The following is a 22,084-nucleotide window of genomic DNA, read 5'->3' as shown; positions in this document are numbered from 1 at the left end:
CCGTCCATCTTCCCAGGTCGACGGCGGTGCCCGTGCCGGGACGCGGACGGACTCAGCCCGCCTCGGCGGCGCGGACGTCTTCCTCCACCCGCCGCAGCCGTTCCCGCAGGGCGCGCTCCGCGTCCCAGCCCTCGGCCCGCGCCGTCACGACGAGGGCGAGGAGGGCGTCGCCGAGCTCCTCCTCCGAGGCCGGACGCGGGCCGACGGGCTCCTCGGGGAGCGCCGCGGTTCCGCCGGCGCGTCCCGCGATCTTCTGAGCCCGTGCGAGGGCCGGCATCCCCCGCGGGATCCCGTCCAGCACGCTGCGGCGCGTGCGCTTCTCCGCCGCTTTGGCGGCGTTCCAGTGCACGAGCACCTGCTCCGGCGTCTCCGCGACCTCGTCGCCGAACACATGCGGGTGCCGGCGCACCATCTTCTCGGTGAGCGTGCGAGCCACGTCGTCGATGTCGAACGGGTCATCCGGGTCCTGCGCGGCGATGGCCGAGTGGAAGAGCACCTGCCACAGAAGGTCGCCGAGCTCCTCACGGAGGTCGGCGGGCGCCCCGTCCTCCACGGCGTCGATCACCTCGTGCGACTCCTCGATGAGGTACGGCACGAGGTCGCGATGGGTGATGCGCTGCGACCACACGCACCGTTCCCGCACCGCGCGCATGGTCTCGGCGGCCGCACGCAGCGGATCGTCCATGCCCTCGGGACTCTGCGGCTCGCTGCTCATGCTTCCTCCGGGATCGGTTCAGACGGCGGGGACAGGGGCGACGCGGCGGTACCACCGGGCGCGGAGGGTGACGACGATGCCGGAGAGGATCAGCGCGAGCAGCGAGCCGACGAGGACGCCGAGGATCGCCTGGTCGCGGATGACCGCATCGCCCTCGAACGCGAGGTTCGCGAGCAGGAGCGAGACGGTGAATCCGATGCCGCCCAGGGCTCCGGCGGCGAGGATGTCGGCGAACGGCAGCGCCGGGTCGGCCCCCTTTGGGCGGATGCGCATGGCGAGCCAGCCGAACAGGGAGATACCGATGATCTTCCCCACCGGAAGCGCCACGACGATCGCCCAGAACGCCGGCGAAAGCGCGGTCGGCGAGACGGCCGGGATCACGACGAACGCCGCCACGAACGCGAAGAGCGGCAGGATCGCCCCGTTCACCGTCGGCTCCAGCGCATGCCGGGTGCGCCCGGCGGGCACCGGCGCCATGACGAGGCCGAGCATGACCCCGGCGATGGTCGCGTGGATGCCGGAGGAGGCGACCAGGCCCCAGGTGACCACGCCGACGACGGCCATCGCGATCGCGACCAGGGTGTGGCCGGTCGCGTGCAGCAGGCGGCTCAGCAGCCAGAAGACCGCGACCCCGACGATCGCGAGGCCGGAGAGCAGCCACTGGACGTCATGCGCGAACAGCACCGCGATGAAGATGATGCCGATGATGTCGTCGAGGATCGCGAGCGCGAGCAGGAACACCCGCACCCGGGACGGGAGTCCGCGCCCGAACATCGCCAGCACGCCGAGCGCGAAGGCGATGTCGGTGGCGGTCGGGATCGGCCAGCCCGACGCCGTCTCCGGGCCCCCGGCGATCAGCAGGTACACGAGGATCGGTACGAGCACGCCGCCGGTCGCCGCGATGGCCGGCTGCACGGCCTTCCGCGGAGAGTCGAGCTCGCCGTGAGTGAGCTCGTGCCGCAGCTCGATCGCGACGACGAGGAAGAAGATCGCGAGCAGGCCGTCCGACACCCAGTGCGCGACCGACAGGTCCAGCGCCGTCCCCGGCACGGCGAGGTGCGTCTCCAGCAGCCCCGCGATGGCGTCGTGCGTGGGCAGGTTCGCGAACAGCAGGCCGAGGCCGGCGGCGACGAGCAGGAGGACGGCGGGGAACTGCTGCCCGCGGAGGGGGTTCGCTGTGATGCGCATCGACTCCATCGTAGGCCGCGGCGTCACACGGCCGTCATGCGTGCAGGACACCCCGATCCACCCGGCTACTCTCGGAGGGTGACCCCCGATTCCCCCGCTTTCTCCGAGCCGACGCCCACCGAGGCCATCCGCGTGATCGGTCGTTTCGAAGCCGGTCGCGGTATTCCCGATGCCATGCGCTCCGACGTGCGGATGCTGGGCCAGCTCCTCGGCCAGGTGCTCCGCGAGGCCGGCGGCGACGACCTGTTCGAGGACGTCGAGCGGCTGCGTCTCGCGACCATCCAGGCCTACGAGGACCACACCTCCGACGCGTTCGAGCGCGCCGCGGCCATCGCCGAGTCGTTCACGATCGCCCGCGCCGACGAGGTCGCCCGCGCGTTCACCTGCTACTTCCACCTCGTGAACCTCGCCGAGGAGCACCAGCGCGTGCGCGTGCTCCGGGAGCGCGCGGGACAGACCCCTTCGACAGGCTCAGGGACCCAGGCGACGGACACGGTCGCGGGGGCGTACGCCCGGCTGCGCGAGGAGGTCGGCGACGACGAGGCCCGTCGGCGCCTCGACGGCCTGCGCTTCCACCCCGTCTTCACCGCGCACCCGACCGAGGCCCGGCGCCGCGCGGTCTCGTCGAGCATCCGGCGCCTCTCCGAGCTGCTCACCCAGCACGACGCGGCGAGCGCGGGCGGCTCCGAGGAGAACCGCGCCCGCCGCCGGATGCTCGAGGAGATCGACACGCTGTGGCGGACGGCGCCGCTGCGCGCACAGAAGCCCTCCCCCACCGACGAGGTGCGCACCGTGATGGGCGTCTTCGACGAGACGCTGTTCACCACGGTGCCCCACGTCTACCGCCGCATCGACGACGCCCTCCGCGGCGAGGAGTCCGGCGCCAGCGCTCCGGTCGTCCCCGCGTTCGTGCGGATCGGCTCCTGGGTCGGCGGCGACCGCGACGGCAACCCGTTCGTCACCGCCGCCGTGACTCGCGAGGCGTCGCAGATCGCCTCCGAGCACGTGCTCCGCGGACTCGAGCGGGCGCTCGACCGGATCGGCCGCACCCTGACGCTCTCCGCCGATGACACCCCCGCCAGCGCCGAGGTCATGGCCCTGTGGGAGCGCTTCGCGACCGCCGAGCCCGCCGTCGCCGAGGAACTCGCCGCCCGCTCACCCAATGAGCCGCACCGCCGGGTCGTGCTGGTGATGGCCCGCCGCGTGGCGGCCACCCGCCGCGGAGACGACGAGGGCTACGCGGATCCGGAGGAGCTGCTCGCGGAGCTGCGCGCCGTGCAGTCCTCCCTGGTCGACGCCGGCGCCCGCCGCCACGCGTTCGGCGGCGTGCAGCATCTGATCTGGCAGGTCGAGACCTACGGCTTCCACCTCACCGAGCTCGAGGTGCGTCAGCACTCCCAGGTGCACGCCAAGGCCCTGGCCGAGCTGGAATCCGGCGGGGCGATCAGCACGCAGACCGAGGAGGTGCTGGAGGTTTTCCGTGCGATCGCGGACATCCAGCGCGACCGCGGTCTGCGGGCCGCAGGCCGCTACGTCGTCTCGTTCACCCAGGCCGCCTCCGACCTCGCGAACGTTCACCGGCTCGCCCGCCACGCGCTCGGCGACGCCGCCCCCGTGCTCGACGTCGTGCCGCTGTTCGAGACCTTCGCCGACCTGCAGGCCGCCCCCGGGATCCTCGCCGAAGCCGTCACCTTCCCCGAGTTCCATGAGCGGATGGCCGCGACCGGCAACCGCCTGGAGGTGATGCTCGGCTACTCCGACTCGTCCAAGGACGTCGGGCCCGTCGCCGCGAACCTCGCGCTGTACACCGCGCAGGAGAAGATCGCGCGCTGGGCCCAGGAGAACGGCATCGAGCTGACCCTCTTCCACGGCCGCGGCGGTGCGCTCGGCCGCGGCGGCGGTCCCGCCAACTCGGCGATCCTCGCGCAGCCGCCGCACTCCGTCGACGGCCGCTTCAAGCTCACCGAGCAGGGCGAGGTCATCTTCGCCCGGTACGGCGAGCCGGCGATCGCGATGCGGCACATCGATCAGGTCGCCGCGGCGACCCTGCTCGCCTCCTCGCCCTCGGTCGAGGAGCGCACGAGCCGCGCGGCCGCCCGCTACGCCGACGTCGCCGCGACCATGGACGCCGCCTCCCGCGAGCGGTTCTTCGCCCTCGTCAAGGCCGACGGCTTCGCCCCGTGGTTCGCGACCGTGACCCCGATGGAGGAGATCGGTCTGCTGGCGCTCGGCTCGCGGCCCGCCCGTCGCGGTCTCTCGGTCGAGTCGCTGGAAGACCTCCGGGCCATCCCGTGGGTGTTCGCATGGACCCAGGCCCGCATCAACCTCGCCGGCTGGTTCGGTCTCGGCACCGCGCTCGACGCCGTCGGCGACGAGGATCTGCTCGCCGAGGCTTACCGCGAGTGGCCGCTGCTGCACACGATGGTCGACAACGTGGCGATGAGCCTCGCGAAGACCGACGAGCGCATCGCCCGCCAGTACCTGGCCCTCGGCGACCGCGACGACCTCGCCGCCCTGGTGCTCGATGAGCTCGCGCTCACGCGCCGGTGGGTGATCCGCCTCACCGGAGGCGACGACCTGCTGCAGAACAAGCCGATCCTGCAGCGAGCCGTGCAGCTGCGCAGCCCCTACGTCGACGCCCTCTCGCTCCTGCAGCTGCGAGCGCTCCGCGCGCTCCGGTCGGCACCGGAGCAGCCGGAGGGCTCGGGAGCCGATGCCGAGCAGCAGCGTCTGCTCCTGCTGTCCGTCAGCGGGGTCGCCGCCGGCCTGCAGAACACCGGGTGATCCGAGCCCTCCCGCCGGGTGCGCGGAGGCCGCTGTCGCCGACGCTAGAGTGAAACCTCCGCCTCACCCGGCTCTGCTTTCGCGCGCGACACGATCGCCCGCACCCCATCCCCCACCAGAAAGCCCTCCCGCGTGACCGTCACCACCCCCACCGACTTCCACCCGCTCGCCGACTCCGTGCAGCCCGTCTTCGACACGGTGCTCGCGCGCAGTCCGCACGAGCCGGAGTTCCACCAGGCCGTCCACGAGGTGCTGCACTCCATCGCCCCGGTGCTGGAGCGCCACCCGGAATACGTAGACGGCGGAATCCTGGAGCGTCTGGTCGAGCCGGAGCGGCAGATCATGTTCCGGGTGCCGTGGGTCGACGACGCCGGGAAGCTGCAGGTCAACCGCGGCTACCGCATCCAGTTCTCCTCGGTGCTCGGTCCGTACAAGGGCGGACTGCGCTTCCACCCCTCGGTCAACCTCTCGATCATCAAGTTCCTCGGGTTCGAGCAGATCTTCAAGAACGCGCTCACCGGTCAGGGCATCGGCGGCGGCAAGGGCGGCTCCGACTTCGACCCGCACGGCAAATCGGACGCCGAGGTCATGCGCTTCTGCCAGTCGTTCATGAACGAGCTCTACCGCCACCTCGGCGAGCACACCGACGTCCCCGCGGGTGACATCGGCGTCGGCGGCCGCGAGATCGGCTACCTCTTCGGCCAGTACCGCAAGGTCACCAACCGCCATGAGTCGGGCATGTTCACCGGCAAGGGCACCGGATGGGGCGGGGCCGAGGTGCGGACCGAGGCCACCGGCTACGGCGCCGTGTTCTTCGCGCAGGAGATGCTCGCCGTGCACAGCGACTCCCTGGCGGGCAAGCGCGTGGGCATCTCGGGCTCGGGGAACGTCGCGATCTACGCCATCCAGAAGGCCGCGCAGCTCGGCGCCACCGCGGTCACCGCCTCCGACTCCTCCGGCTACGTCGTCGACGACGCCGGCATCGACCTCGATCTGCTGCGTCAGATCAAGGAGGTCGAGCGCGCCCGCATCGTCGAGTACGCGAACCGCCGCCCGAGCGCACGCTTCGTGGAGAGCGGCAGCGTGTGGGAGGTGCCGGTCGACATCGCGGTGCCTTCCGCCACTCAGAACGAGGTCAGCCTCGCCGACGCCGAGGCCCTGATCGCCAACGGGGTGCGTGCCGTCTCCGAGGGCGCCAACATGCCGTGCGTGCCCGAGGCCGTCGAGGCGTTCCAGACGGCCGGCGTGCTGTTCGCCCCCGGCAAGGCCGCCAACGCGGGCGGCGTCGCGACCTCGGCGCTGGAGATGAGCCAGAACGCCTCGCGGCAGCGCTGGAGCTTCGGCGACAGCGAGGACAAGCTCCGCGAGATCATGGGCGACATCCACCGCGCCGCCTTCGAGGCCGCCGAGCGCCACGGGGTCCCCGGCGACTACGTCGCGGGCGCCAACATCGCGGGCTTCGAGCGCGTCGCGGCGGCGATGCTCGCCCAGGGCGTCATCTGACCTGTCGAATCGCGCGATCGGTCTGATTCCGGCCGGATCCGGGACCGATCGCGCGATTCGAAGGGGGGGTCAGACCTGACGATCGTCGGCGTGCCGCGCGAGGGAGCTGCCGTAGCGCTCCGTGAGCTGGACCATGAGATCGGGCGTATCGCGATCGACGCCGAAGACGTGTCCGGGGAAGTCGAGCTCGGGCTGCGCCGCCGCGATCTCGGCGTCCCGGTCGGGTGAGAGCAGCTGAACGGGATCGCCGACCGCGACCCACCCGATCGGCACCACCGTGCCCGAGGGCAGCACGGCCCGGCGATGCACGATCGCGTTGACCCGCACCTCGCACCCGTCACCGACGAGCGCCCCGTTGAAGACGCGGGCCCCGGACGCGAAGAAGACCTCCTCCCCCACCGTCGCCCCGGCGATGCTGGCGAGCGTGCCGACGAGGGTATGGGAGCCGATGTGGACGGCGTTCGCCGCGGTCGCCCGGATCAGCGCGTTCTCCATCACGATGACGTGTTCACCGAGCGTGATCGGACCGCCCTCCGCCGTGATGACGGCGCCGTGCAGCACCTGGCAGCCGGGCCCGAGCTCCACGTCGCCGGAGATCACGGCGGTGGGAGCGACGACGGCGGTGTCATGGATGCGGGGCCGAGCCCCGAGGTGCTCGTACAACATGCGGCCAGACTAGCCCCGGGCATCCTCGGGGTGCACGACTTCGGAGATCATCACCACCGGCTCACTCGGGCTTGGCGGGCTCGGGGAAGATGGCGGTGAAGAGCTGGTCGACCCAGGTGAGGAGTTCGGCGTCGGGCAACGGCTCCACGCCGACCCCGACCGCGGCGGGCACGGTGGGCATGGGCACGACCAGGGCCTCGCCCCCGGCGACGAGCTTCGCCTTCGGGTACAGCCGCTGCAGCCGGACCTTGATCGAGTCCTCCAGGCGGGCGGGCGCGAGGCGAAGGTTCGAGCCCATCGCCACGACATCGGTGAGTCCGGCCCTGGCCGCCCGCCGCCGGAGTCGGGCGATGGACACGAGTCCGGTGACCTCGTCCGGCGGCGTGCCGTACCGGTCGACGAGCTCCTCCACGACGAGGTCGATAGCGTCGTCCTTCGCGGTCGCGGCCGAGGCGGCGGAGAGCTTCTGATACGCCTCGAGCCGCAGGCGCTCGCTGTCGATATAGTCCTCGGGGATGCGGGCGTCCAGCGGCAGCTCGAGCCGCAGCTCCTGCCCGGTCTCGACCTCTTCGCCGCGGAAGGTCGCGACGGCCTCGCCGATCATGCGCAGATAGAGGTCGAAACCGACCCCCGCGATGTGTCCGGCCTGCTCGGCGCCGAGGAGGTTGCCGGCACCGCGGAGCTCGAGATCCTTCAGGGCGACCTGCATGCCGGAGCCGAGGTCGTTGTTGACCGCGATGGTCTGCAGCCGGTCGGCCGCGGTCTCGCTCAGCGGCTTCATGTCGTCGTAGAGGAAGTACGCGTAGGCCCGCTCCCGTCCGCGACCCACCCGGCCGCGCAGCTGGTGGAGCTGACTGAGGCCGTACTTGTCGGCGCGGTCGATGATGATCGTGTTCGCGTTGGAGATGTCCAGACCGGTCTCGATGATGGTGGTCGAGACGAGCACGTCGAACTTGCGTTCCCAGAAGTCGTCGACGACCTGCTCCAGCGCGTGCTCGCCCATCTGTCCGTGGGCGACGGCGATCCGCGCCTCGGGGACCAGCTCGGCGAGCTCGGCCGCCACCCGCTGGATCGACTGCACACGGTTGTGCACGAAGAAGACCTGCCCCTCGCGGAGGATCTCGCGACGGATCGCGGCGGCGATCTGCTTGTCGCTGCGGGGCCCGACGAACGAGAGGATCGGGTGCCGGTCCTCCGGCGGCGTGGCCAGCGTCGACATCTCGCGGATGCCGGTGACCGCCATCTCCAGGGTGCGCGGGATAGGGGTGGCGCTCATGGCGAGGATGTCGACGTTGGTCTTCATCTTCTTCAGCGCGTCCTTGTGCTCGACGCCGAACCGCTGCTCCTCGTCGATGATCATGAGGCCGAGGTCCTTGAAGATCACCTGGTCGGTGAGGATCCGGTGGGTGCCGATGACCATGTCCACCGACCCGTCGAGGAGGCCCTGCAGCGTGAGCCGCGCCTCCTTGTCGGTCTGGAAGCGGGACAGCGGCCGCACCTTGACCGGGAACCCGGCGAAGCGCTCCGTGAACGTCTCGAGGTGCTGCTTGACCAGCAGGGTGGTCGGGACGAGCATCGCCACCTGCTTGCCGTCCTGGATCGCCTTGAACGCGGCGCGGACCGCGACCTCGGTCTTGCCGAAGCCGACGTCGCCCGAGAGCAGCCGGTCCATCGGGATCGGCCGCTCCATGTCGGCCTTGATCTCGTCGATGGTCTGCAGCTGGTCGTGGGTCTCGGCGAACGGGAACGCCTCCTCCAGCTCGCGCTGCCAGGGCGTGTCCGGCCCGAAGGCGTGCCCCTTGGCGCTCATGCGCGCGGAGTACAGCTTCACAAGCTCGACGGCGATGTCGCGCACCGCCTTGCGCGCCTTGCCCTTGGCCTGTGCCCAGTCGCTGCCGCCCATCTTCGACAGGGTCGGGGCCTCGCCGCCGACGTACTTCGACAGGAGGTCGAGCTGGTCGGTGGGCACGTACAGCTTGTCGCCGGGGTAGCCGCGCTTGGAAGGCGCATACTCCAGCACGAGGTAGTCGCGGACGGACTTCGCGGCGTTGCGTCCGCCGGTGGAGACCTCGCGCTGGGTCATCTCGACGAACCGGCCGATGCCGTGCGTGGCGTGCACGACGAAGTCGCCCTGCTTGAGCTGCAGCGGGTCGACGACGTTCTTCCGCCGGGAGGCGAGCTTCTTGACGACGCGCTGATCGCCGCCGATCGTGCGGCCGTAGAACTCGTTGTCGGTGAGGACGGCGAGCTTCGCCTCCGGCACCTGGAAGCCGGCCTCGACGGTGCCGACGGTGAGGGTCGCGACCCCCGGGTCCGGCGCGTCTGCGATGGTCTCCACCACCCGGGCCGCGATGCCGCGGTCGGAGAGCACGTCGCGGGCGCGGTCGACGAGGCCGTGACCGGTCGCGAGCACGACCACCCGCCAGCCGTCGGCGACCTTCGCGTCGACGAACGCGATCGCGCCGTCGACGTTGCCGTGGAAGGACGGGATGACGGTGGCGGCCTCGACGCTCTCGGCGGTCGCGTCACCGATCCCGAAGGGGCTCAGGCGCCACCACACCCCGCCGCGGTCGCGCACGACCTCGCGGAGTTCGGCGATCGTGAGGAAGTCGCCGGCACCGAGGTCGATGGGCGCCGAGGCACCGGAGGTGGCCGCGCTCCAGGCGGCGTCGAGGAATTCGCGGTTGGTCTCGCCGAGGGTGAGGGCCCGCGCGGTCGAGCGCTCCGGGTCGATGACGGCGGTGGCGCTGCCCTCGGGCAGGTACTCGGCGAGGGATTTCAGCGGGCCGGCGACCGCGGGCAGCAGCGACTCCATGCCCTCGACCGGGATGCCCTCGGCCATCTTCTCGAGCATGCCGCCGATGGCGGGGAAGCCGCCGATGAGCGCGCGGGCACGCTCCCGCACCTCCGCGGTCAGCAGGAGTTCGCGGCTGGGCGGGAGATCGACGCGCGGCACGTCGCCGGGGAGCGAACGCTGGTCGGCGACGGAGAACGCCCGGATCTGGTCGATCTCGTCACCGAAGAACTCCACGCGATACGGGTGCTCGGAGGTGGGAGGGAACACGTCGAGGATGCCACCGCGGACGGCGAACTCGCCGCGTCGCGACACCATGTCGACGCGGGAGTAGGCCCGTTCGACGAGCTGCGCGGCGACGTGGTCGAGCTCGGTGCCGCGGCCGCCCACGGCGAGCTCCAGGGGCACGATGTCGCCGAGGTTGCCCGCGATAGGCTGGAGCGCGGCGCGCACCGATGCGACGACGACCAGCGGACGCTCCCCCGACCATTCGGCGATGCGGCGCAGCGTCTGCAAGCGCAGGCCGACCGTGTCCGGGCTGGGGCTGAGGCGCTCGTGCGGCAGGGTCTCCCAGGCCGGGAACGTGAGCACCTCGGCATCCGGGACGTACGTCTCCAGGGCCTGCGCCACCGACTCCGCGCGTCGCCCCGTCGGCACCACGGCCAGCAGCGACGCCGGGTGGCCGGCCGCTGCCCGTTTGGCGAGGAGACCGGCGAGCACGGGCGCGTCGAGCCCGTCGACCAGGCCGAGGTCGGCGTCGGTGTGCGCCCAGGCGAGAGCGTCACGATACAGAGACGCCTCTTCCAAGGCGCGCAGAATCCCCGGCACAGTCACCGGACAAGCCTAATCGCGCCCGCCGACACCGCGGTCGGCTTCCTCACATCCCACCCCTTTCCGTGCCTCCCACCCCTCTGCGCGCGCCCGGAAGGGGCCGGGGCAGACGGAAGGGGCCGGGTCGCGCGTTCTAGGCTGGAAGGATGCTCGCCGTCACCCTCACCACCGAACGCCTCGTCCTCCGTGCACCGACGGAGGCGGATGTCGACGCGATCACCGCGGCCTGCCAGGACTCCGAGATCGCCCGGTGGACGACGGTGCCCTCCCCCTACTTCCGGCAGGACGCGGAGGATTTCGTGGCCCTCGTGGCGCAGTGGTGGGAGGACGGCTCGCAGACCGTCTGGGGCGTCTACGCCGACGGCGCGCTCGTGGGCATGGTGGGGCTCCACCACATCGTCGAGCACGCGGCCGGCGGCCACGCCGAGCTCGGCTACTGGGTCGTCGCCGATGCCCGCGGCCGCGGCTACCTCGTCGAGGCGGCCCGCGCGGTGCTGGACTGGGGCTTCGCGGAGCTCGGTCTCGCCCGCATCCGCTGGCAGGCCGTCGTGGGCAACATCCCCTCCGCTCGCGCCGCCCGCGCCCTCGGCTTCCGGTTCGAGGGCACGATGCGCCAGGGCCTCACCTGCCAGCGCGGACGGGACGACGGCTGGAGCGCGGCGCTGCTGCGCGAGGACGACCGGACGCCGGTCGAGTGGCAGGTGCTCTGAACGGATGACCGACGCGTGACAGCGTCGGACCCCGGTGACAGGATGGCTGCATGCCCGAGATGCCGGAGGTCGAAGGACTCGTCGCGTTCCTCGGCGAGCGCACCACCGGACGCACGATCACCCGTGCCTCCGTGGCCGCGATCGCCGCGCTGAAGACCTACGACCCGCCGATCTCGGCGCTCCAGGGCGCGGAGATCACGGGGGCGGAGCGTCGGGGCAAGTTCGTGGTGCTGTCCTGCGGACCCGACCTGCACCTCGTCTTCCACCTGGCGAAGGCCGGATGGCTGCGCTGGTACGACACCCTGCCGACCACGCTCCTCAAGCCGGGCAAGTCGCCCATCGCGCTGCGGATCGCTCTCGACGACGGCAGCGGCTTCGATCTGACGGAGGCCGGGACGAAGAAGTCGCTGGCCGTGTACGTCGTCCGCGACCCCGACGAGGTGCCCGGCATCGCCCGCCTCGGTCCCGATCCGCTCGATCCCTCGTTCACGCGCGACGCCTTCGCCGCCCTGCTCGACGACCGGCGGATGCAGATCAAGGGTCTGCTGCGCGACCAGGGCGTGATCGCGGGCATCGGCAACGCCTATTCGGACGAGATCCTCCACGCCGCCCGCATGTCGCCCTACGCGATCGCCGGCACGCTCGACGATGCGGAGATCGACCGCCTGTTCGCGGCGATGCAGGAGACCCTCGCCGAGGCGGTCGCTACCGCGTCCGGCAAACCTCCGGCCGACCTCAAGGACGCCAAGCGTCGCGGCATGCGCGTGCATGCCCGGCGCGGGGAGGCCTGCCCGGTCTGCGGCGACGAGGTGCGCAGCGTCTTCTTCGCCGACCGCTCGCTGGAGTACTGCCCCACCTGCCAGACCGGCGGCAAGATCCTCGCCGACCGCCGATTGTCCCGCCTGCTCAAGTGACGGGCCGCGCACGGCCCCTGCCGCGGAATGAAACGGGCGCGGACGTGTTGAGTACACTCAGAGCAGCAACGTGCTCCGGGGTCGGTGGGAATCCGAACCGGCGGTGACAGTCCGCGAGCGTTCCGAGTGATCGGGATGCCGATCCGGTGGAATTCCGGAACCGACGGTGATGCGAGGGACACCTCGCTAGTCCGGAAGGGAGGCAGCACGAGGCGCACGCGTGTGCGTCCGTTCCGCCACCCTGCAGCGACCCCGAGGCCGCAGAGAGGACGACGGATGGCAGTGACCGCGACAGAGCGCCGCGCGATGGATCGCGCGCTCGCCCTCGCGACGCGCGGCCCCCGCGGAGTGAATCCGCAGGTGGGCGCCGTGCTCCTCTCCCCCGACGGCGAGGTGCTGGCGGAAGGCTGGCACCGGGGCTCCGGCACGCCGCACGCCGAGGTCGACGCGCTGTCGAAGCTCGCCCCGGGCGCTGCCGAGGGGGCGACGGCGATCGTCACCCTCGAACCCTGCAACCACACCGGCCGCACCGGTCCCTGCGCGCTCGCTCTCATCGACGCCGGGGTCGCCCGCGTCGTCTATGCGCTCGACGATCCCGGCGAGGTCTCCGGCGGGGGCGCGGAGCGGCTGCGGGCCGCCGGCGTCAGCGTCGAATCCGGCGAACGCGCCGCCGAGGCGCACGCGCTGATCGGCGACTGGCTCGCCGCGGCACGGCTCGGTCGGCCGCAGGTCATCGTCAAGTGGGCCCAGAGCCTCGATGGGCGGGCTGCGGCGGACGACGGCAGCAGCCAGTGGATCACCGGTCCGGAGGCCCGGGCCGACGTGCACCGGCGACGCGCGCAGGCCGACGCCATCGCGGTCGGCACCGGCACGGTCCTCGCCGACGACCCGGCGCTCACCGCCCGCGACGGCGACGTGCTCCTGCCGCACCAGCCGGTCCCGGTCGTGATCGGCACGCGCCCCACCCCCGAGGACGCGGCCGTGCACCGCCACCCGCACGCCCCCCTGTTCTACGACACGCACGACCTGTCGGCGGTCCTCGCCGACCTGCACGCGCGCGGCATCCAGACGCTGTTCGTGGAAGGAGGGCCGACCCTCGCCAGCGCCTTCCTCGCCGCCGGACTCGCCGACCGCGTGCTCGCCTACGTCGCCCCGGTGCTGCTCGGCGGCCGGAGAACAGCGCTCACCGATATCGGCGTCGACTCGATCGCTCACGCGCGCCGCCTCGTCGTCGACGAATGGCTGCCGCTGGGCGCAGACCTGCTCGCGATCGCGCACCCCGCGGACGCGGATGACCCGGACCGCGTCGGCCCGGAGAAGGAGGGAAGCCTCTGATGTTCACCGGAATCATCGAGGAGATCGGCGAGATCACCGCCATCGCCGACTCGGGCGACGGCTGGCGGCTCACGGTCCGCGCCCCGAAGGCGGCCGCGGACGCGGTCCACGGCGAGTCGATCGCGGTCTCGGGCGTCTGCCTGACCGTCGTCGGCTCGACTCCCGAGACGTTCGACGCCGATGTCATGAAGCAGACGCTCGACGTCGCGGCCATCGGCCAGGCGACCGTCGGCACCAGGGTCAACATCGAGAAGGCGATGCCCGTCGGGGCGCGCCTCGGCGGTCACATCGTGCAGGGCCACGTCGACGGCGCCGGGACGGTGCTCGAGGTGCGACCCGGCGCGCAGTGGAGCGTCCTGCGCATCAGCCTTCCGGACGACCTCGCGCCGCTCGTCGTCGACAAGGGCTCGATCTCCGTGGACGGCACGTCGCTGACGGTGAGCGCGGTGAGCCCTGCGACCCCTTCGACAGGCTCAGGGGCCCACCCTTCGACAGGCTCAGGGGCCCAGGAGGGCTCAGGGGCCCACCCTTCGACAGGCAAAGGGGCCCAGGGCGGGCACTGGTTCGAGGTGTCGCTCATCCCGGAGACGCTGGCGGCGACCACCCTCGGCACGCGCGCGGTCGGCGACCGCGTGAACCTCGAGACCGACATCCTCGCGCGGCACGTCGAGCGGCTGCTCGCGTTCCGCGCCGCACCGGAAGGGGGCTCCCGATGAGCCTGTCAACCATTCCCGAGGCACTGGAGGCGCTGCGCGCCGGACGCCCCGTGCTCGTGGCCGACGACGAGAACCGCGAGAACGAGGGCGACGTCGTCCTCTCCGCCGAGCTCGCCACCCCCGAGTGGGTCGCGTGGACCGTGCGCTGGTCCTCCGGCTTCCTCTGCGCGCCGATGCCCACCGACCTCGCGGACAGCCTCAACCTGCCCCCGATGGTCGCGGCCAGCGAGGACGCCCGCTCCACGGCGTACACCGTGAGCGTCGATGCGGCGGAAGGCGTGACCACGGGCATCAGCGCGAGCGATCGCGCCCGCACCCTCACCGTGCTCGCGAACCCCGACTCGACCCCCGCGAGCCTCATCCGCCCCGGCCATGTGCTGCCGCTGCGGGCCGTCGACGGCGGCGTGCGCGAGCGCAGCGGCCACACCGAGGCCGCCGTCGAACTCATGAAGCTCGCCGGCCTCCGCCCCGTCGGCGCGATCGCGGAGGTGGTCGCGGAGGACGGCAGCATGATGCGGTTGCCGGGACTGATGGAGCTCGGCGCACGGGACGGCGTACCGGTCATCACGATCGAGCAGCTCATCGCGTACCTCAACGAGATCGACCCGGAGGGGGCGACACCGGCCGCCCACCGCGGGCGCCGCGTGAGCCTGCGCGCGGACGCGACCGTGCCCACCGACCACGGCACGTTCCGCTTCCTCGCCTACAAGGACCGCGTCACCGGCACCGACCACATCGCCGTCGTCTCGGGTGAGCCCACCGAGACCGCCCTGGTGCGCGTGCACTCCGAGTGCCTGACGGGCGAGGCGTTCGGCTCCCAGAAGTGCGAGTGCGGACCGCAGCTCGACGCGGCGCTCGACGCGATCGACCGCGAGGGCGGCATCGTCATCTACATGCGGGGGCACGAGGGGCGGGGCATCGGCCTCATCAACAAGCTGCGCGCCTACAGCCTGCAGGAGGACGGCCTGGACACGGTCGACGCGAACCTGGCGCTCGGCCTTCCGGCGGACGCCCGCGACTATGCGGCGGCGGCCGGGATCCTCACCGACCTGGGAGTGTCGAAGGTGCGCCTGCTCACCAACAACACCGACAAGGTGACCAAGCTGCGCGAGCTCGGCCTCGACGTCGTCGAGCAGGTGCCGCTCATCGTGGGCGTGGGCCCGAACAACCACCAGTACCTGGAGACCAAGCGCGATCGCATGGGCCACATCATCGGCGAGGCAGAGCTCGCCGAGGCCCTCGCGGCAGGAAAGGACGAGGAATGAGCGGCGCCGGAGCACCGAAGACCGGAAACATCGACGGACGCGGGCTGGAGGTCGTGGTCATCGCCGGCACCTGGCATGAGGTCATCTCGAACGGCCTCATCGCCGGCGCGCAGCGCGTGCTCGACGAGGCCGGCGCCTCCCACCGCCTCGTGCGGGTCCCTGGTTCGTTCGAGCTCGCCGTGGCCGCGCAGGCCGCGTTCGCCGGCGGCGCGGACGCGGTGGTCGCGCTCGGCGTGATCATCCGCGGCGGCACCCCGCACTTCGAGTACGTCTCGGCGGCGGCCACCGACGGCCTCACCCGGGTCTCGCTCGACGCCGGCAAGCCGGTCGGGTTCGGGCTGCTCACGCTCGACGACGAGAAGCAGGGGCTGGACCGCGCGGGCCTGGAGGGCTCGAAGGAGGACAAGGGCGCGGAGGCGGCGGACGCCGCGCTGCGCACCGCTCTCGTGATCCGCGAGATGCGCGGCTGAGCACCCGCGATCCGCGCCCCCTCGCGGGCGCGAGGTCAGGTGCGCCTTGGTGGCGCGGAACGCCGCGCTCTCGTACGGTGAGGGCATGGAGACCCTGCGCCACATCGTGCTCTTCGTCCACCTCATCGGCTTCGCCGTGCTCTTCGGAGCCTGGGCGGCGCAGGCATTCGGCGGCAAGCGGGTGTTCACGCGTCTGATGACCATCGGCATGACGATCGCCGCGGTCGCCGGCCTCGCCCTCGCCGCCCCGTGGGGCCTTCCGGAGGGCGTGGAGATGAACTACGCCAAGATAGGCACGAAGCTCGTCATCCTCCTCGCGATCGGCGCCCTGCTCGGCATCGGCACGGCGCGGCAGAAGCGCGACCAGGTCGTCCCGCCCGCCGTCTTCTGGCTCGTGGGCATCCTCACCGCTGTCAACGCGGCCATCGCCGCGATCTGGCGCTGAGGCACCGATCAGCGGACGCCGCGCTCCCAGAGTGCGGCTGACTGCTCCCCGGCCCCGGCCGTGCGGATGCGCTGACCGTTGCGTCCCCCGCGGGCGAACGTGGCCGTGACACCCGGCGGGACGTCGGAAGGCGCCACCGGTCTCGACGACCAGGTGCAGTCGCGCACGTGCACGAGGTCGGCCGCCACCGCCGCCGGATCGTCGTCGTAACGCCAGGGCCCGATCAGCGTCCCGAGCCAGAAGAGGCCGTCGACGTCTCTCGTCCAGGCGAGGGTTCCCGCCGGAAGCGCCGCGAACCGCTCCAGCCGCCGCGCCGCCCGCTCACCATGACGGGCGTCGACGGCGGCGAGCGCTGCGGCGAGCGAGGAGGGCGTGCGGTCGAGCCTCCCGCCCATCCCGCAGACGCCGACCGCGAGCGCGCGCTCGACGGCGATCCCCGCAGCCACGGCATCGTCGCGGGAGCGCATCGGTGCCCGGTACGCGATCGGCCCGTCGGACCCGTCGTCCGTCATGGGAGCGGCACCAGGGTGGCCTCGACATCGTGCCCGTCGACCACGACGTGCATCATCGTGTGCACCGGCTGCCGACGCCGGTCCGCCGGAGAGCCCGGGTTGAGCAGCCGCAGACCGTTCGGGGTGACGGTGTCCCACGGGATGTGCGAGTGCCCGAAGACGAGCAGGTCGGCATCGGGGAAGGCGAGATCCATCCGCCGCTCGCGCCCGGTCGCCGCGCCGGTCTCGTGGATGACGGCCACGGCGATGTCCTCGACCCGGAACCGCGCGATCTCGGGCAGCACCCGGCGGATCTCGGGGCCGTCGTTGTTGCCGTGCACGCCGTGGAGCACGCGCGCGCGGGCGTCGAGCAGCTCGACGGTGGCGAGATCGACCCAGTCCCCCGCGTGCACGACGAGGTCGGCCTCGTCGATCGCCTGCAGCACCGCGTCCGGCAGCCGCTTCGCCCGCTTCGGCACGTGCGTGTCGGCGAGAAGCAGCATCCGCGTCGTCATGATTCCCCTCCGGCCCGTCTCCCCCGACTCTACGCGGGGGCACCGAGGCGCCCGACACCGTCTCGTCATCGACGTCCAGCGAACTCCCAGGAAGGCGTAGACTCGCCCGAGTCCGCCGGTATACCGGCGGAGGATCGGAGACCCCTTGAGCACCGCCACCACCCCCGCGAATCCCCGCTCGCGCGTCATCACCGCGAGCCTCGTCGGCACCACCATCGAGTTCTACGACTTCTACGTCTACGCGACGGCAGCCGTGCTCGTCTTCCCGACGCTCTTCTTCCCGAGCACGAACGACACCGCGTCGCTGCTGTCGTCGTTCGCCGTCTTCGGCGCCGCGATGGTCGCCCGCCCGATCGGTGCGGTCGTGTTCGGGCACTTCGGCGACAGGTTCGGACGCAAGGCGACCCTCGTCGCATCGCTCCTGACCATGGGCATCGCGACGTTCGTGATCGGCCTGCTGCCCACGTTCCAGCAGATCAACTGGGTGGCGCCGCTGCTCCTGCTCGTCCTCCGCCTCGCCCAGGGCTTCGCGCTGGGCGGCGAGTGGTCGGGCGCCGCGCTCGTGGCCACCGAGAACGCTCCGAAGGGCAAGCGCGCCTGGTACGGCTCGTTCCCGCAGCTGGGCGCGCCGCTCGGCTTCATCATCGCGAACGGCATCTTCCTCGCCATCAACTTCGCGCTCCCCCACCCCGAGGACCCGGCGCTCAAGTCGGAGGCCTTCCTCTCCTGGGGCTGGCGCGTGCCGTTCCTCTTCTCTGCCGTCATGGTCATCATCGGCTTGTGGGTGCGGCTCCGGCTCGTCGAGTCGGACACGTTCAAGAAGGCGGAGAAGACCGGCGCGATCCGCAAGCTGCCGCTCGCGACCGTGTTCCGTCACCACTGGAAGCAGCTCATCCTCGGCACGTTCATCATGCTGGCGACGTACGTGCTGTTCTACCTGATGACGAACTTCACGCTCACCTACGGCACGAAGGCCGCCGACCTGGAGACCGCATCGGCCGCCGCCCGCGCCGCCGCGGAGGCGACCGGCAAGGACTTCGACCCCAGCGCGTTCGCGGCGCAGTTCTACCCCGGACTCGGCTTCGGCTACACGGACTTCGTGCTCATGCAGATCATCGGCGTCGTGTTCTTCGGTATCTTCACGCTGCTGTCCGGTCCGATCGCCGACGCCATCGGCCGCCGCAAGCTCCTGCTGTGGGTGACCGGACTCATCGTCGTCTTCGGCCTGTCGTTCAACCTCTTCCTGCTGCCGCAGGCGGACCCGAAGTTCACCGGTGCGCTCACCCAGGCCTTCCTCGTGTTCGGCTTCATGCTCATGGGAACGACATTCGGCCCGATGGGTGCGCTCCTGCCGGAGCTGTTCCCGACGAACGTGCGCTACTCCGGCTCCGCGATCGCGTACAACGTGTCGTCGATCCTCGGTGCGGCCGTGGCGCCGTTCATCGCGGTGGCCCTGTGGGCGGCGGTCGGCGGCGAGCCGTGGCTCGTGGGCCTGTACCTCTCGTCGATGGCGGTGCTGACGTTCATCGCGCTCATCTTCACCCCCGAGACGAAGGACCACGACTACGAGGACGACCTCGGTCTCGCCTCCGCCGTCGAGCTCTAGACGCCGAAGGAACAAGGAACGGCTGCACTCCTCGGGGGCGCAGCCGTTCTCGTCTTCCTGGCCAGGCGCTCACAGCAGCACGACGTCGCAGTACCGGGCCGCCGTCTTCACCAGCCGGCGATCGGCCGTGAGCAGAGGCACGTCGAGGGCCTCGGCGAGCGCGACATAACCGGCGTCGTACGCGGAGACGTCATCGCGCAGCGACCAGATCCGTGGGATGAGACGACGCAGCGGATGGCGGGCGATCTGCAACGCCCCGAACGCATCCAGGGCCTCGCGGGCAGCGTGTGCCGGCATCGAGGACCGCATCGTGAGTCGGCACAGCACGGACAGGACCTCGATGTCGAGACCCGCGTGCGCATGGAACTCCTCGCCGTGCGTCCAGACCTCCTCGCCGAGCAGGGCCTCGATCGCCGCCGAGGCATCGAGCACGACCGACTCGGACGACACGCTCACCGGCGCCCGTCCCGTTCGCGATCACGGGCGGCGAGGATGCTCTCGCGCGTCAGGGAGACGCCGGCGGCGCGCGCCCGTGCTCGCGACGCCTCCAGGACTTCCGCATTGCTGCGGTACCGGACGAGATCTTCCAGCTCGCGCGCGACGTAGTCCGACAGGCTCATGCGTTCCGCCGCGGCACGCTCTTTGAGCCGGGCGTGAACCTCATCGGGCAGGTTCCTCACTTGCAGCATGCGAGCCATCCTGCCAGCATCGCATGCGCTCCACATGCAGACAAGGGACGCCTGTGGACAACACGTGCGTCAACACTTCTTGACACCGGATTGATCGTCAACGAGTATTGACGCGAAGGAGGTCCCCATGACTCTGCCGACCACCATCGCCGCTGCCGAAGGCGGCGAGCCGCTCGCCGAGCTCCACCGTCTCGCCGCACTGCGCAAGGAACTCGCCCGCGCCGAGGAAGCCCAGGTCCGCCGCGCCCGCACGAGCGGCTACTCCTGGCAGGCGATCGCCAGCGCCCTCGGCGTCACCAAACAGGCGGCGCACCGCCGGTTCGGCCGCACCTGAGCACATACAGCAGTCCCATAGGAAGCGACCGGCTCCCGAGTACGGTCGAAGTACCATCTCCAGATCGAGGTTCCCCCATGTCCCGCACGGCGACACCCCGCCGACGCGGACGGGGCGCACCGGCCGACGGGCCCCGCGCCACCTTCCGCCAGCTCCTCCCCTTCCTCTTCGAACACAAGCGCACCCTCGTCGTCGTCGCGGTGCTGAGCGTGTTCGGCGCCGCGACCTCGCTGGTCCAGCCCCTGCTGGTCGGCGAGGTGATCGAGGCGGTGCAGACCGACGGCGCCATCGGGTTCCTCGTCTGGGCGCTCGTCGGCTTCGTGATCGTGTCGTCGATCATCTCCGGATTCCAGCACTACCTGCTGCAGCGCACGGGCACCGCGGTCGTGTACTCGAGCCGCCGCAAGCTCATCGCGCGCATCCTCCACCTGCCTACCGCGGAGTTCGACGCCCGGCGGACCGGAGACCTCGTCTCGCGCGTCGGCACCGACACCACGCTCCTGTACGCGGTCCTCACCCAGGGCCTCGCCGACGCGGTCGGCAACGTCGTACTCTTCGCCGGTGCCCTCATCGCGATGCTGCTCATCGACCCGGTACTGCTGCTGCTCATCGTCGTCGTGATCGGCGTCTCCGTCGTGGTCGTGACCGCGCTCAGCGGGCGGATCCGTGCCGCCTCGACCGCGCAGCAGGAGAAGGTCGGCGAACTGGCCTCCGGGGTCGAACGCGCCGTCGGGTCCATCCGCACGATCCGCGCCTCCGGTGCGACGGAGCGCGAGACGGCGGCGGTCACGGAGCGGGCGTCCGAGGCCTACGGCATCGGCGTGCGCATCGCGAAGATCTCGTCGCTCGTGGTACCCGTCGCCGGGATCGCCCTGCAGCTCTCGCTGCTCGTCGTGCTCGGCGTCGGCGGCTTCCGCGTCGCGGCCGGAGCCATCTCCATCGCCGCCCTCATCTCGTTCGTGATGTTCCTCTTCCTCCTGGTCATGCCCCTGGCCTCGACCTTCGGGGCCATCGTCTCGGTCAACGAGGCCCTCGGCGCCCTCGGCCGCATCCAGGAAGTGCTCGATCTGCCCACCGAGACCCAGGACGACGCGGCCACCGCCGCCGCGCTGCCCCGCGAGGCGGCGCCGGATCCGGACGCCCCGGCCCTGGAGTTCCGCGACGTGCGGTTCCGCTATCCCGAGAACGTCGTCGCGGCCCGCCGCGCGGCCGCGAGAGAAGCCCAGACCCTCCTCCACGATGCCCACCTCGAGCAGACCGACGCCGCTCCCGACACGCAGGACCACGAGGTGCTCCGCGGGGTGTCGTTCGCCGTCCCCCGAGGATCGCGCGTGGCCCTGGTCGGTCCGAGCGGGGCCGGCAAGAGCACGATCCTCTCCCTCATCGAGCGCTTCTACGACCCGACGGGCGGGTCGATCCGGCTGCACGGTCACGACACCCGCACCTATCCGCGCGACGAGCTGCGCGCCCACTTCGGCTACGTCGAGCAGGACGCCCCGACGCTGGCCGGAACCCTCGCCGAGAACCTGCGCCTCGCGTCCCCGACGGCGACGGACGAGGACTGCGCCCGTGTGCTCCGCGCCGTGAACCTCGGCGACGTGCTGGAGCGCAACCCGCTCGGGGTGGACGCCCCGGTCGGCGAGGACGGCGTGATGCTCTCCGGCGGCGAACGCCAGCGGCTCGCGATCGCCCGCGCCCTCCTCACCGACGCCCCGATCCTCCTGCTGGACGAGTCGACGTCCTCGCTCGACGGCGTGAACGAGCAGCGCATGCGCGAGGCCATCGACGCGGTCGCCACCGACCGCACGCTGATCGTCATCGCGCACCGGCTCTCGACCGTGGTCGACAGCGACCTCATCGTGGTGCTGCAGGACGGCGTGGTCGTCGGTCAGGGCACCCATGCGGAACTGGTGGAGTCGACCCCGCTCTACCGCGACCTCGCCCGCCACCAGCTCCTCGCGTAGCCTGTCGCGCAGTTCGCGGGAAGCGGATGCCACGAAGGCGGGGCGTCTGAGACCACTCAGCCATGGGTTCGTCTCGGATGCCCCGCCTTCGCGGGTATGACTCGACCGGAGGCCGAGGGTGCCGGCTCCCCCGAACCGGCACCGGTCTG

At 71.5% G+C, this 22,084-nt stretch carries 20 protein-coding genes and 1 riboswitch; of the genes, 12 read left to right on the top strand and 8 right to left on the bottom strand.

Annotated elements, in window-relative coordinates:
* Nucleotides 1-52: 52 nt before the first annotated feature.
* On the bottom strand, nucleotides 53-715 hold the full coding sequence (locus tag KAF39_RS09065) for a MazG family protein (RefSeq protein WP_210676960.1): 663 nt from the start codon (nucleotides 713-715) through the stop codon (nucleotides 53-55).
* An 18-nt stretch (nucleotides 716-733) separates the two neighbouring features.
* Nucleotides 734-1,903: a Na+/H+ antiporter NhaA gene (gene nhaA, locus KAF39_RS09060; protein WP_210676959.1), complete on the bottom strand. Its 1,170-nt coding sequence runs from the start codon at nucleotides 1,901-1,903 to the stop codon at nucleotides 734-736.
* A 174-nt stretch (nucleotides 1,904-2,077) separates the two neighbouring features.
* Between nhaA and KAF39_RS09055 the strand changes: the two genes are divergently transcribed.
* Entirely contained in the window at nucleotides 2,078-4,687 is a 2,610-nt protein-coding gene (locus tag KAF39_RS09055) for a phosphoenolpyruvate carboxylase (protein ID WP_246878575.1), read from the top strand.
* Nucleotides 4,688-4,819: 132 nt separating this feature from the next.
* Nucleotides 4,820-6,190 carry an NADP-specific glutamate dehydrogenase gene (gdhA, locus tag KAF39_RS09050; protein WP_210676957.1) on the top strand — a complete coding sequence of 457 codons (1,371 nt, stop codon included), beginning with the start codon at nucleotides 4,820-4,822 and terminating at the stop codon, nucleotides 6,188-6,190.
* Nucleotides 6,191-6,259: 69 nt separating this feature from the next.
* Here the strand turns inward: gdhA and KAF39_RS09045 are convergent, their stop codons facing one another.
* Both KAF39_RS09045 and mfd read right to left on the bottom strand, forming a co-directional pair.
* Nucleotides 6,260-6,856 carry a gamma carbonic anhydrase family protein gene (locus tag KAF39_RS09045; RefSeq protein WP_210676956.1) on the bottom strand — a complete coding sequence of 199 codons (597 nt, stop codon included), beginning with the start codon at nucleotides 6,854-6,856 and terminating at the stop codon, nucleotides 6,260-6,262.
* Nucleotides 6,857-6,917: 61 nt separating this feature from the next.
* Nucleotides 6,918-10,484 (bottom strand): transcription-repair coupling factor, encoded by a 3,567-nt coding sequence (mfd, locus tag KAF39_RS09040; protein ID WP_210676955.1) that lies wholly within the window; start codon nucleotides 10,482-10,484, stop codon nucleotides 6,918-6,920.
* A gap of 143 nt (nucleotides 10,485-10,627) precedes the next feature.
* Here mfd and KAF39_RS09035 point away from each other — a divergent pair, with 143 nt between their 5' ends.
* The 7 genes from KAF39_RS09035 to KAF39_RS09005 all read left to right on the top strand — a co-directional run bounded on the left by KAF39_RS09035 (nucleotide 10,628) and on the right by KAF39_RS09005 (nucleotide 16,336).
* Nucleotides 10,628-11,191 (top strand): GNAT family N-acetyltransferase, encoded by a 564-nt coding sequence (locus tag KAF39_RS09035; protein WP_210676954.1) that lies wholly within the window; start codon nucleotides 10,628-10,630, stop codon nucleotides 11,189-11,191.
* A 50-nt stretch (nucleotides 11,192-11,241) separates the two neighbouring features.
* Nucleotides 11,242-12,105, top strand: coding sequence for an Fpg/Nei family DNA glycosylase (locus KAF39_RS09030; protein ID WP_210676953.1), 864 nt, complete (start codon nucleotides 11,242-11,244; stop codon nucleotides 12,103-12,105).
* A 67-nt stretch (nucleotides 12,106-12,172) separates the two neighbouring features.
* A riboswitch (FMN riboswitch) is annotated at nucleotides 12,173-12,317 on the top strand.
* A gap of 64 nt (nucleotides 12,318-12,381) precedes the next feature.
* Nucleotides 12,382-13,440 carry a bifunctional diaminohydroxyphosphoribosylaminopyrimidine deaminase/5-amino-6-(5-phosphoribosylamino)uracil reductase RibD gene (gene ribD, locus KAF39_RS09025; protein ID WP_210676952.1) on the top strand — a complete coding sequence of 353 codons (1,059 nt, stop codon included), beginning with the start codon at nucleotides 12,382-12,384 and terminating at the stop codon, nucleotides 13,438-13,440.
* Nucleotides 13,440-14,156: a riboflavin synthase gene (locus KAF39_RS09020; protein WP_210676951.1), complete on the top strand. Its 717-nt coding sequence runs from the start codon at nucleotides 13,440-13,442 to the stop codon at nucleotides 14,154-14,156. The genes ribD and KAF39_RS09020 overlap by 1 nt, the downstream gene beginning before the upstream one ends.
* The gene (gene ribA, locus KAF39_RS09015; protein ID WP_210676950.1) at nucleotides 14,153-15,421 is read left to right on the top strand and encodes a GTP cyclohydrolase II; all 1,269 of its coding nucleotides are present in this window, start codon (nucleotides 14,153-14,155) and stop codon (nucleotides 15,419-15,421) included. The genes KAF39_RS09020 and ribA overlap by 4 nt, the downstream gene beginning before the upstream one ends.
* Nucleotides 15,418-15,891, top strand: coding sequence for a 6,7-dimethyl-8-ribityllumazine synthase (gene ribH / locus KAF39_RS09010; protein ID WP_210676949.1), 474 nt, complete (start codon nucleotides 15,418-15,420; stop codon nucleotides 15,889-15,891). Before ribA ends, ribH begins: the two co-directional genes overlap by 4 nt.
* Nucleotides 15,892-15,976: 85 nt before the next feature.
* On the top strand, nucleotides 15,977-16,336 hold the full coding sequence (locus KAF39_RS09005; protein ID WP_025103902.1) for a hypothetical protein: 360 nt from the start codon (nucleotides 15,977-15,979) through the stop codon (nucleotides 16,334-16,336).
* An 8-nt stretch (nucleotides 16,337-16,344) separates the two neighbouring features.
* Here KAF39_RS09005 and KAF39_RS09000 read toward each other — a convergent pair whose 3' ends face one another.
* The gene (locus KAF39_RS09000; protein ID WP_210676948.1) at nucleotides 16,345-16,848 is read right to left on the bottom strand and encodes a GAF domain-containing protein; all 504 of its coding nucleotides are present in this window, start codon (nucleotides 16,846-16,848) and stop codon (nucleotides 16,345-16,347) included.
* On the bottom strand, nucleotides 16,845-17,342 hold the full coding sequence (locus KAF39_RS08995) for a metallophosphoesterase (RefSeq protein ID WP_210676947.1): 498 nt from the start codon (nucleotides 17,340-17,342) through the stop codon (nucleotides 16,845-16,847). Before KAF39_RS08995 ends, KAF39_RS09000 begins: the two co-directional genes overlap by 4 nt.
* A 145-nt stretch (nucleotides 17,343-17,487) precedes the next feature.
* Here KAF39_RS08995 and KAF39_RS08990 point away from each other — a divergent pair, with 145 nt between their 5' ends.
* Nucleotides 17,488-18,948, top strand: a complete 1,461-nt coding sequence (locus tag KAF39_RS08990; RefSeq protein ID WP_210676946.1) for an MFS transporter — start codon at nucleotides 17,488-17,490, stop codon at nucleotides 18,946-18,948.
* Nucleotides 18,949-19,017: 69 nt separating this feature from the next.
* Here the strand turns inward: KAF39_RS08990 and KAF39_RS08985 are convergent, their stop codons facing one another.
* Nucleotides 19,018-19,404 carry a type II toxin-antitoxin system VapC family toxin gene (locus KAF39_RS08985; protein WP_307805157.1) on the bottom strand — a complete coding sequence of 129 codons (387 nt, stop codon included), beginning with the start codon at nucleotides 19,402-19,404 and terminating at the stop codon, nucleotides 19,018-19,020.
* The gene (locus tag KAF39_RS08980; RefSeq protein WP_136050761.1) at nucleotides 19,401-19,646 is read right to left on the bottom strand and encodes a hypothetical protein; all 246 of its coding nucleotides are present in this window, start codon (nucleotides 19,644-19,646) and stop codon (nucleotides 19,401-19,403) included. The genes KAF39_RS08985 and KAF39_RS08980 overlap by 4 nt, the downstream gene beginning before the upstream one ends.
* Nucleotides 19,647-19,764: 118 nt before the next feature.
* On the opposite strand from KAF39_RS08980, the gene KAF39_RS08975 reads away from it, so the two are divergent.
* The gene (locus tag KAF39_RS08975; RefSeq protein WP_210676945.1) at nucleotides 19,765-19,971 is read left to right on the top strand and encodes an AsnC family protein; all 207 of its coding nucleotides are present in this window, start codon (nucleotides 19,765-19,767) and stop codon (nucleotides 19,969-19,971) included.
* 77 nt (nucleotides 19,972-20,048) lie between these two features.
* Nucleotides 20,049-21,935 (top strand): ABC transporter ATP-binding protein, encoded by a 1,887-nt coding sequence (locus KAF39_RS08970; RefSeq protein WP_210676944.1) that lies wholly within the window; start codon nucleotides 20,049-20,051, stop codon nucleotides 21,933-21,935.
* Nucleotides 21,936-22,084: the final 149 nt, after the last annotated feature.

This window comes from Microbacterium sp. BLY (genome assembly GCF_017939615.1).
Taxonomy (GTDB): Bacteria; Actinomycetota; Actinomycetes; order Actinomycetales; family Microbacteriaceae; genus Microbacterium.
This window is presented reverse-complemented; position numbering and strand designations above follow the sequence as displayed.

Bases quoted from the DNA above. Each gene is read 5' to 3' on its own strand.
- nhaA (WP_210676959.1), bottom strand. From the start codon at position 1,903: ATGCGCATCACAGCGAACCCCCTCCGCGGGCAGCAGTTCCCCGCCGTC.
- KAF39_RS09045 (WP_210676956.1), bottom strand. From the start codon at position 6,856: ATGTTGTACGAGCACCTCGGGGCTCGGCCCCGCATCCATGACACCGCC.
- KAF39_RS09030 (WP_210676953.1), top strand. From the start codon at position 11,242: ATGCCCGAGATGCCGGAGGTCGAAGGACTCGTCGCGTTCCTCGGCGAG.
- KAF39_RS09005 (WP_025103902.1), top strand. From the start codon at position 15,977: ATGGAGACCCTGCGCCACATCGTGCTCTTCGTCCACCTCATCGGCTTC.
- KAF39_RS08970 (WP_210676944.1), top strand. From the start codon at position 20,049: ATGTCCCGCACGGCGACACCCCGCCGACGCGGACGGGGCGCACCGGCC.
- KAF39_RS09055 (WP_246878575.1), top strand. From the start codon at position 2,078: ATGCGCTCCGACGTGCGGATGCTGGGCCAGCTCCTCGGCCAGGTGCTC.
- KAF39_RS09065 (WP_210676960.1), bottom strand. From the start codon at position 715: ATGAGCAGCGAGCCGCAGAGTCCCGAGGGCATGGACGATCCGCTGCGT.
- KAF39_RS08995 (WP_210676947.1), bottom strand. From the start codon at position 17,342: ATGACGACGCGGATGCTGCTTCTCGCCGACACGCACGTGCCGAAGCGG.
- KAF39_RS08975 (WP_210676945.1), top strand. From the start codon at position 19,765: ATGACTCTGCCGACCACCATCGCCGCTGCCGAAGGCGGCGAGCCGCTC.
- ribD (WP_210676952.1), top strand. From the start codon at position 12,382: ATGGCAGTGACCGCGACAGAGCGCCGCGCGATGGATCGCGCGCTCGCC.
- ribH (WP_210676949.1), top strand. From the start codon at position 15,418: ATGAGCGGCGCCGGAGCACCGAAGACCGGAAACATCGACGGACGCGGG.
- KAF39_RS09035 (WP_210676954.1), top strand. From the start codon at position 10,628: ATGCTCGCCGTCACCCTCACCACCGAACGCCTCGTCCTCCGTGCACCG.
- KAF39_RS09020 (WP_210676951.1), top strand. From the start codon at position 13,440: ATGTTCACCGGAATCATCGAGGAGATCGGCGAGATCACCGCCATCGCC.
- ribA (WP_210676950.1), top strand. From the start codon at position 14,153: ATGAGCCTGTCAACCATTCCCGAGGCACTGGAGGCGCTGCGCGCCGGA.
- KAF39_RS09000 (WP_210676948.1), bottom strand. From the start codon at position 16,848: ATGACGGACGACGGGTCCGACGGGCCGATCGCGTACCGGGCACCGATG.
- KAF39_RS08980 (WP_136050761.1), bottom strand. From the start codon at position 19,646: ATGGCTCGCATGCTGCAAGTGAGGAACCTGCCCGATGAGGTTCACGCC.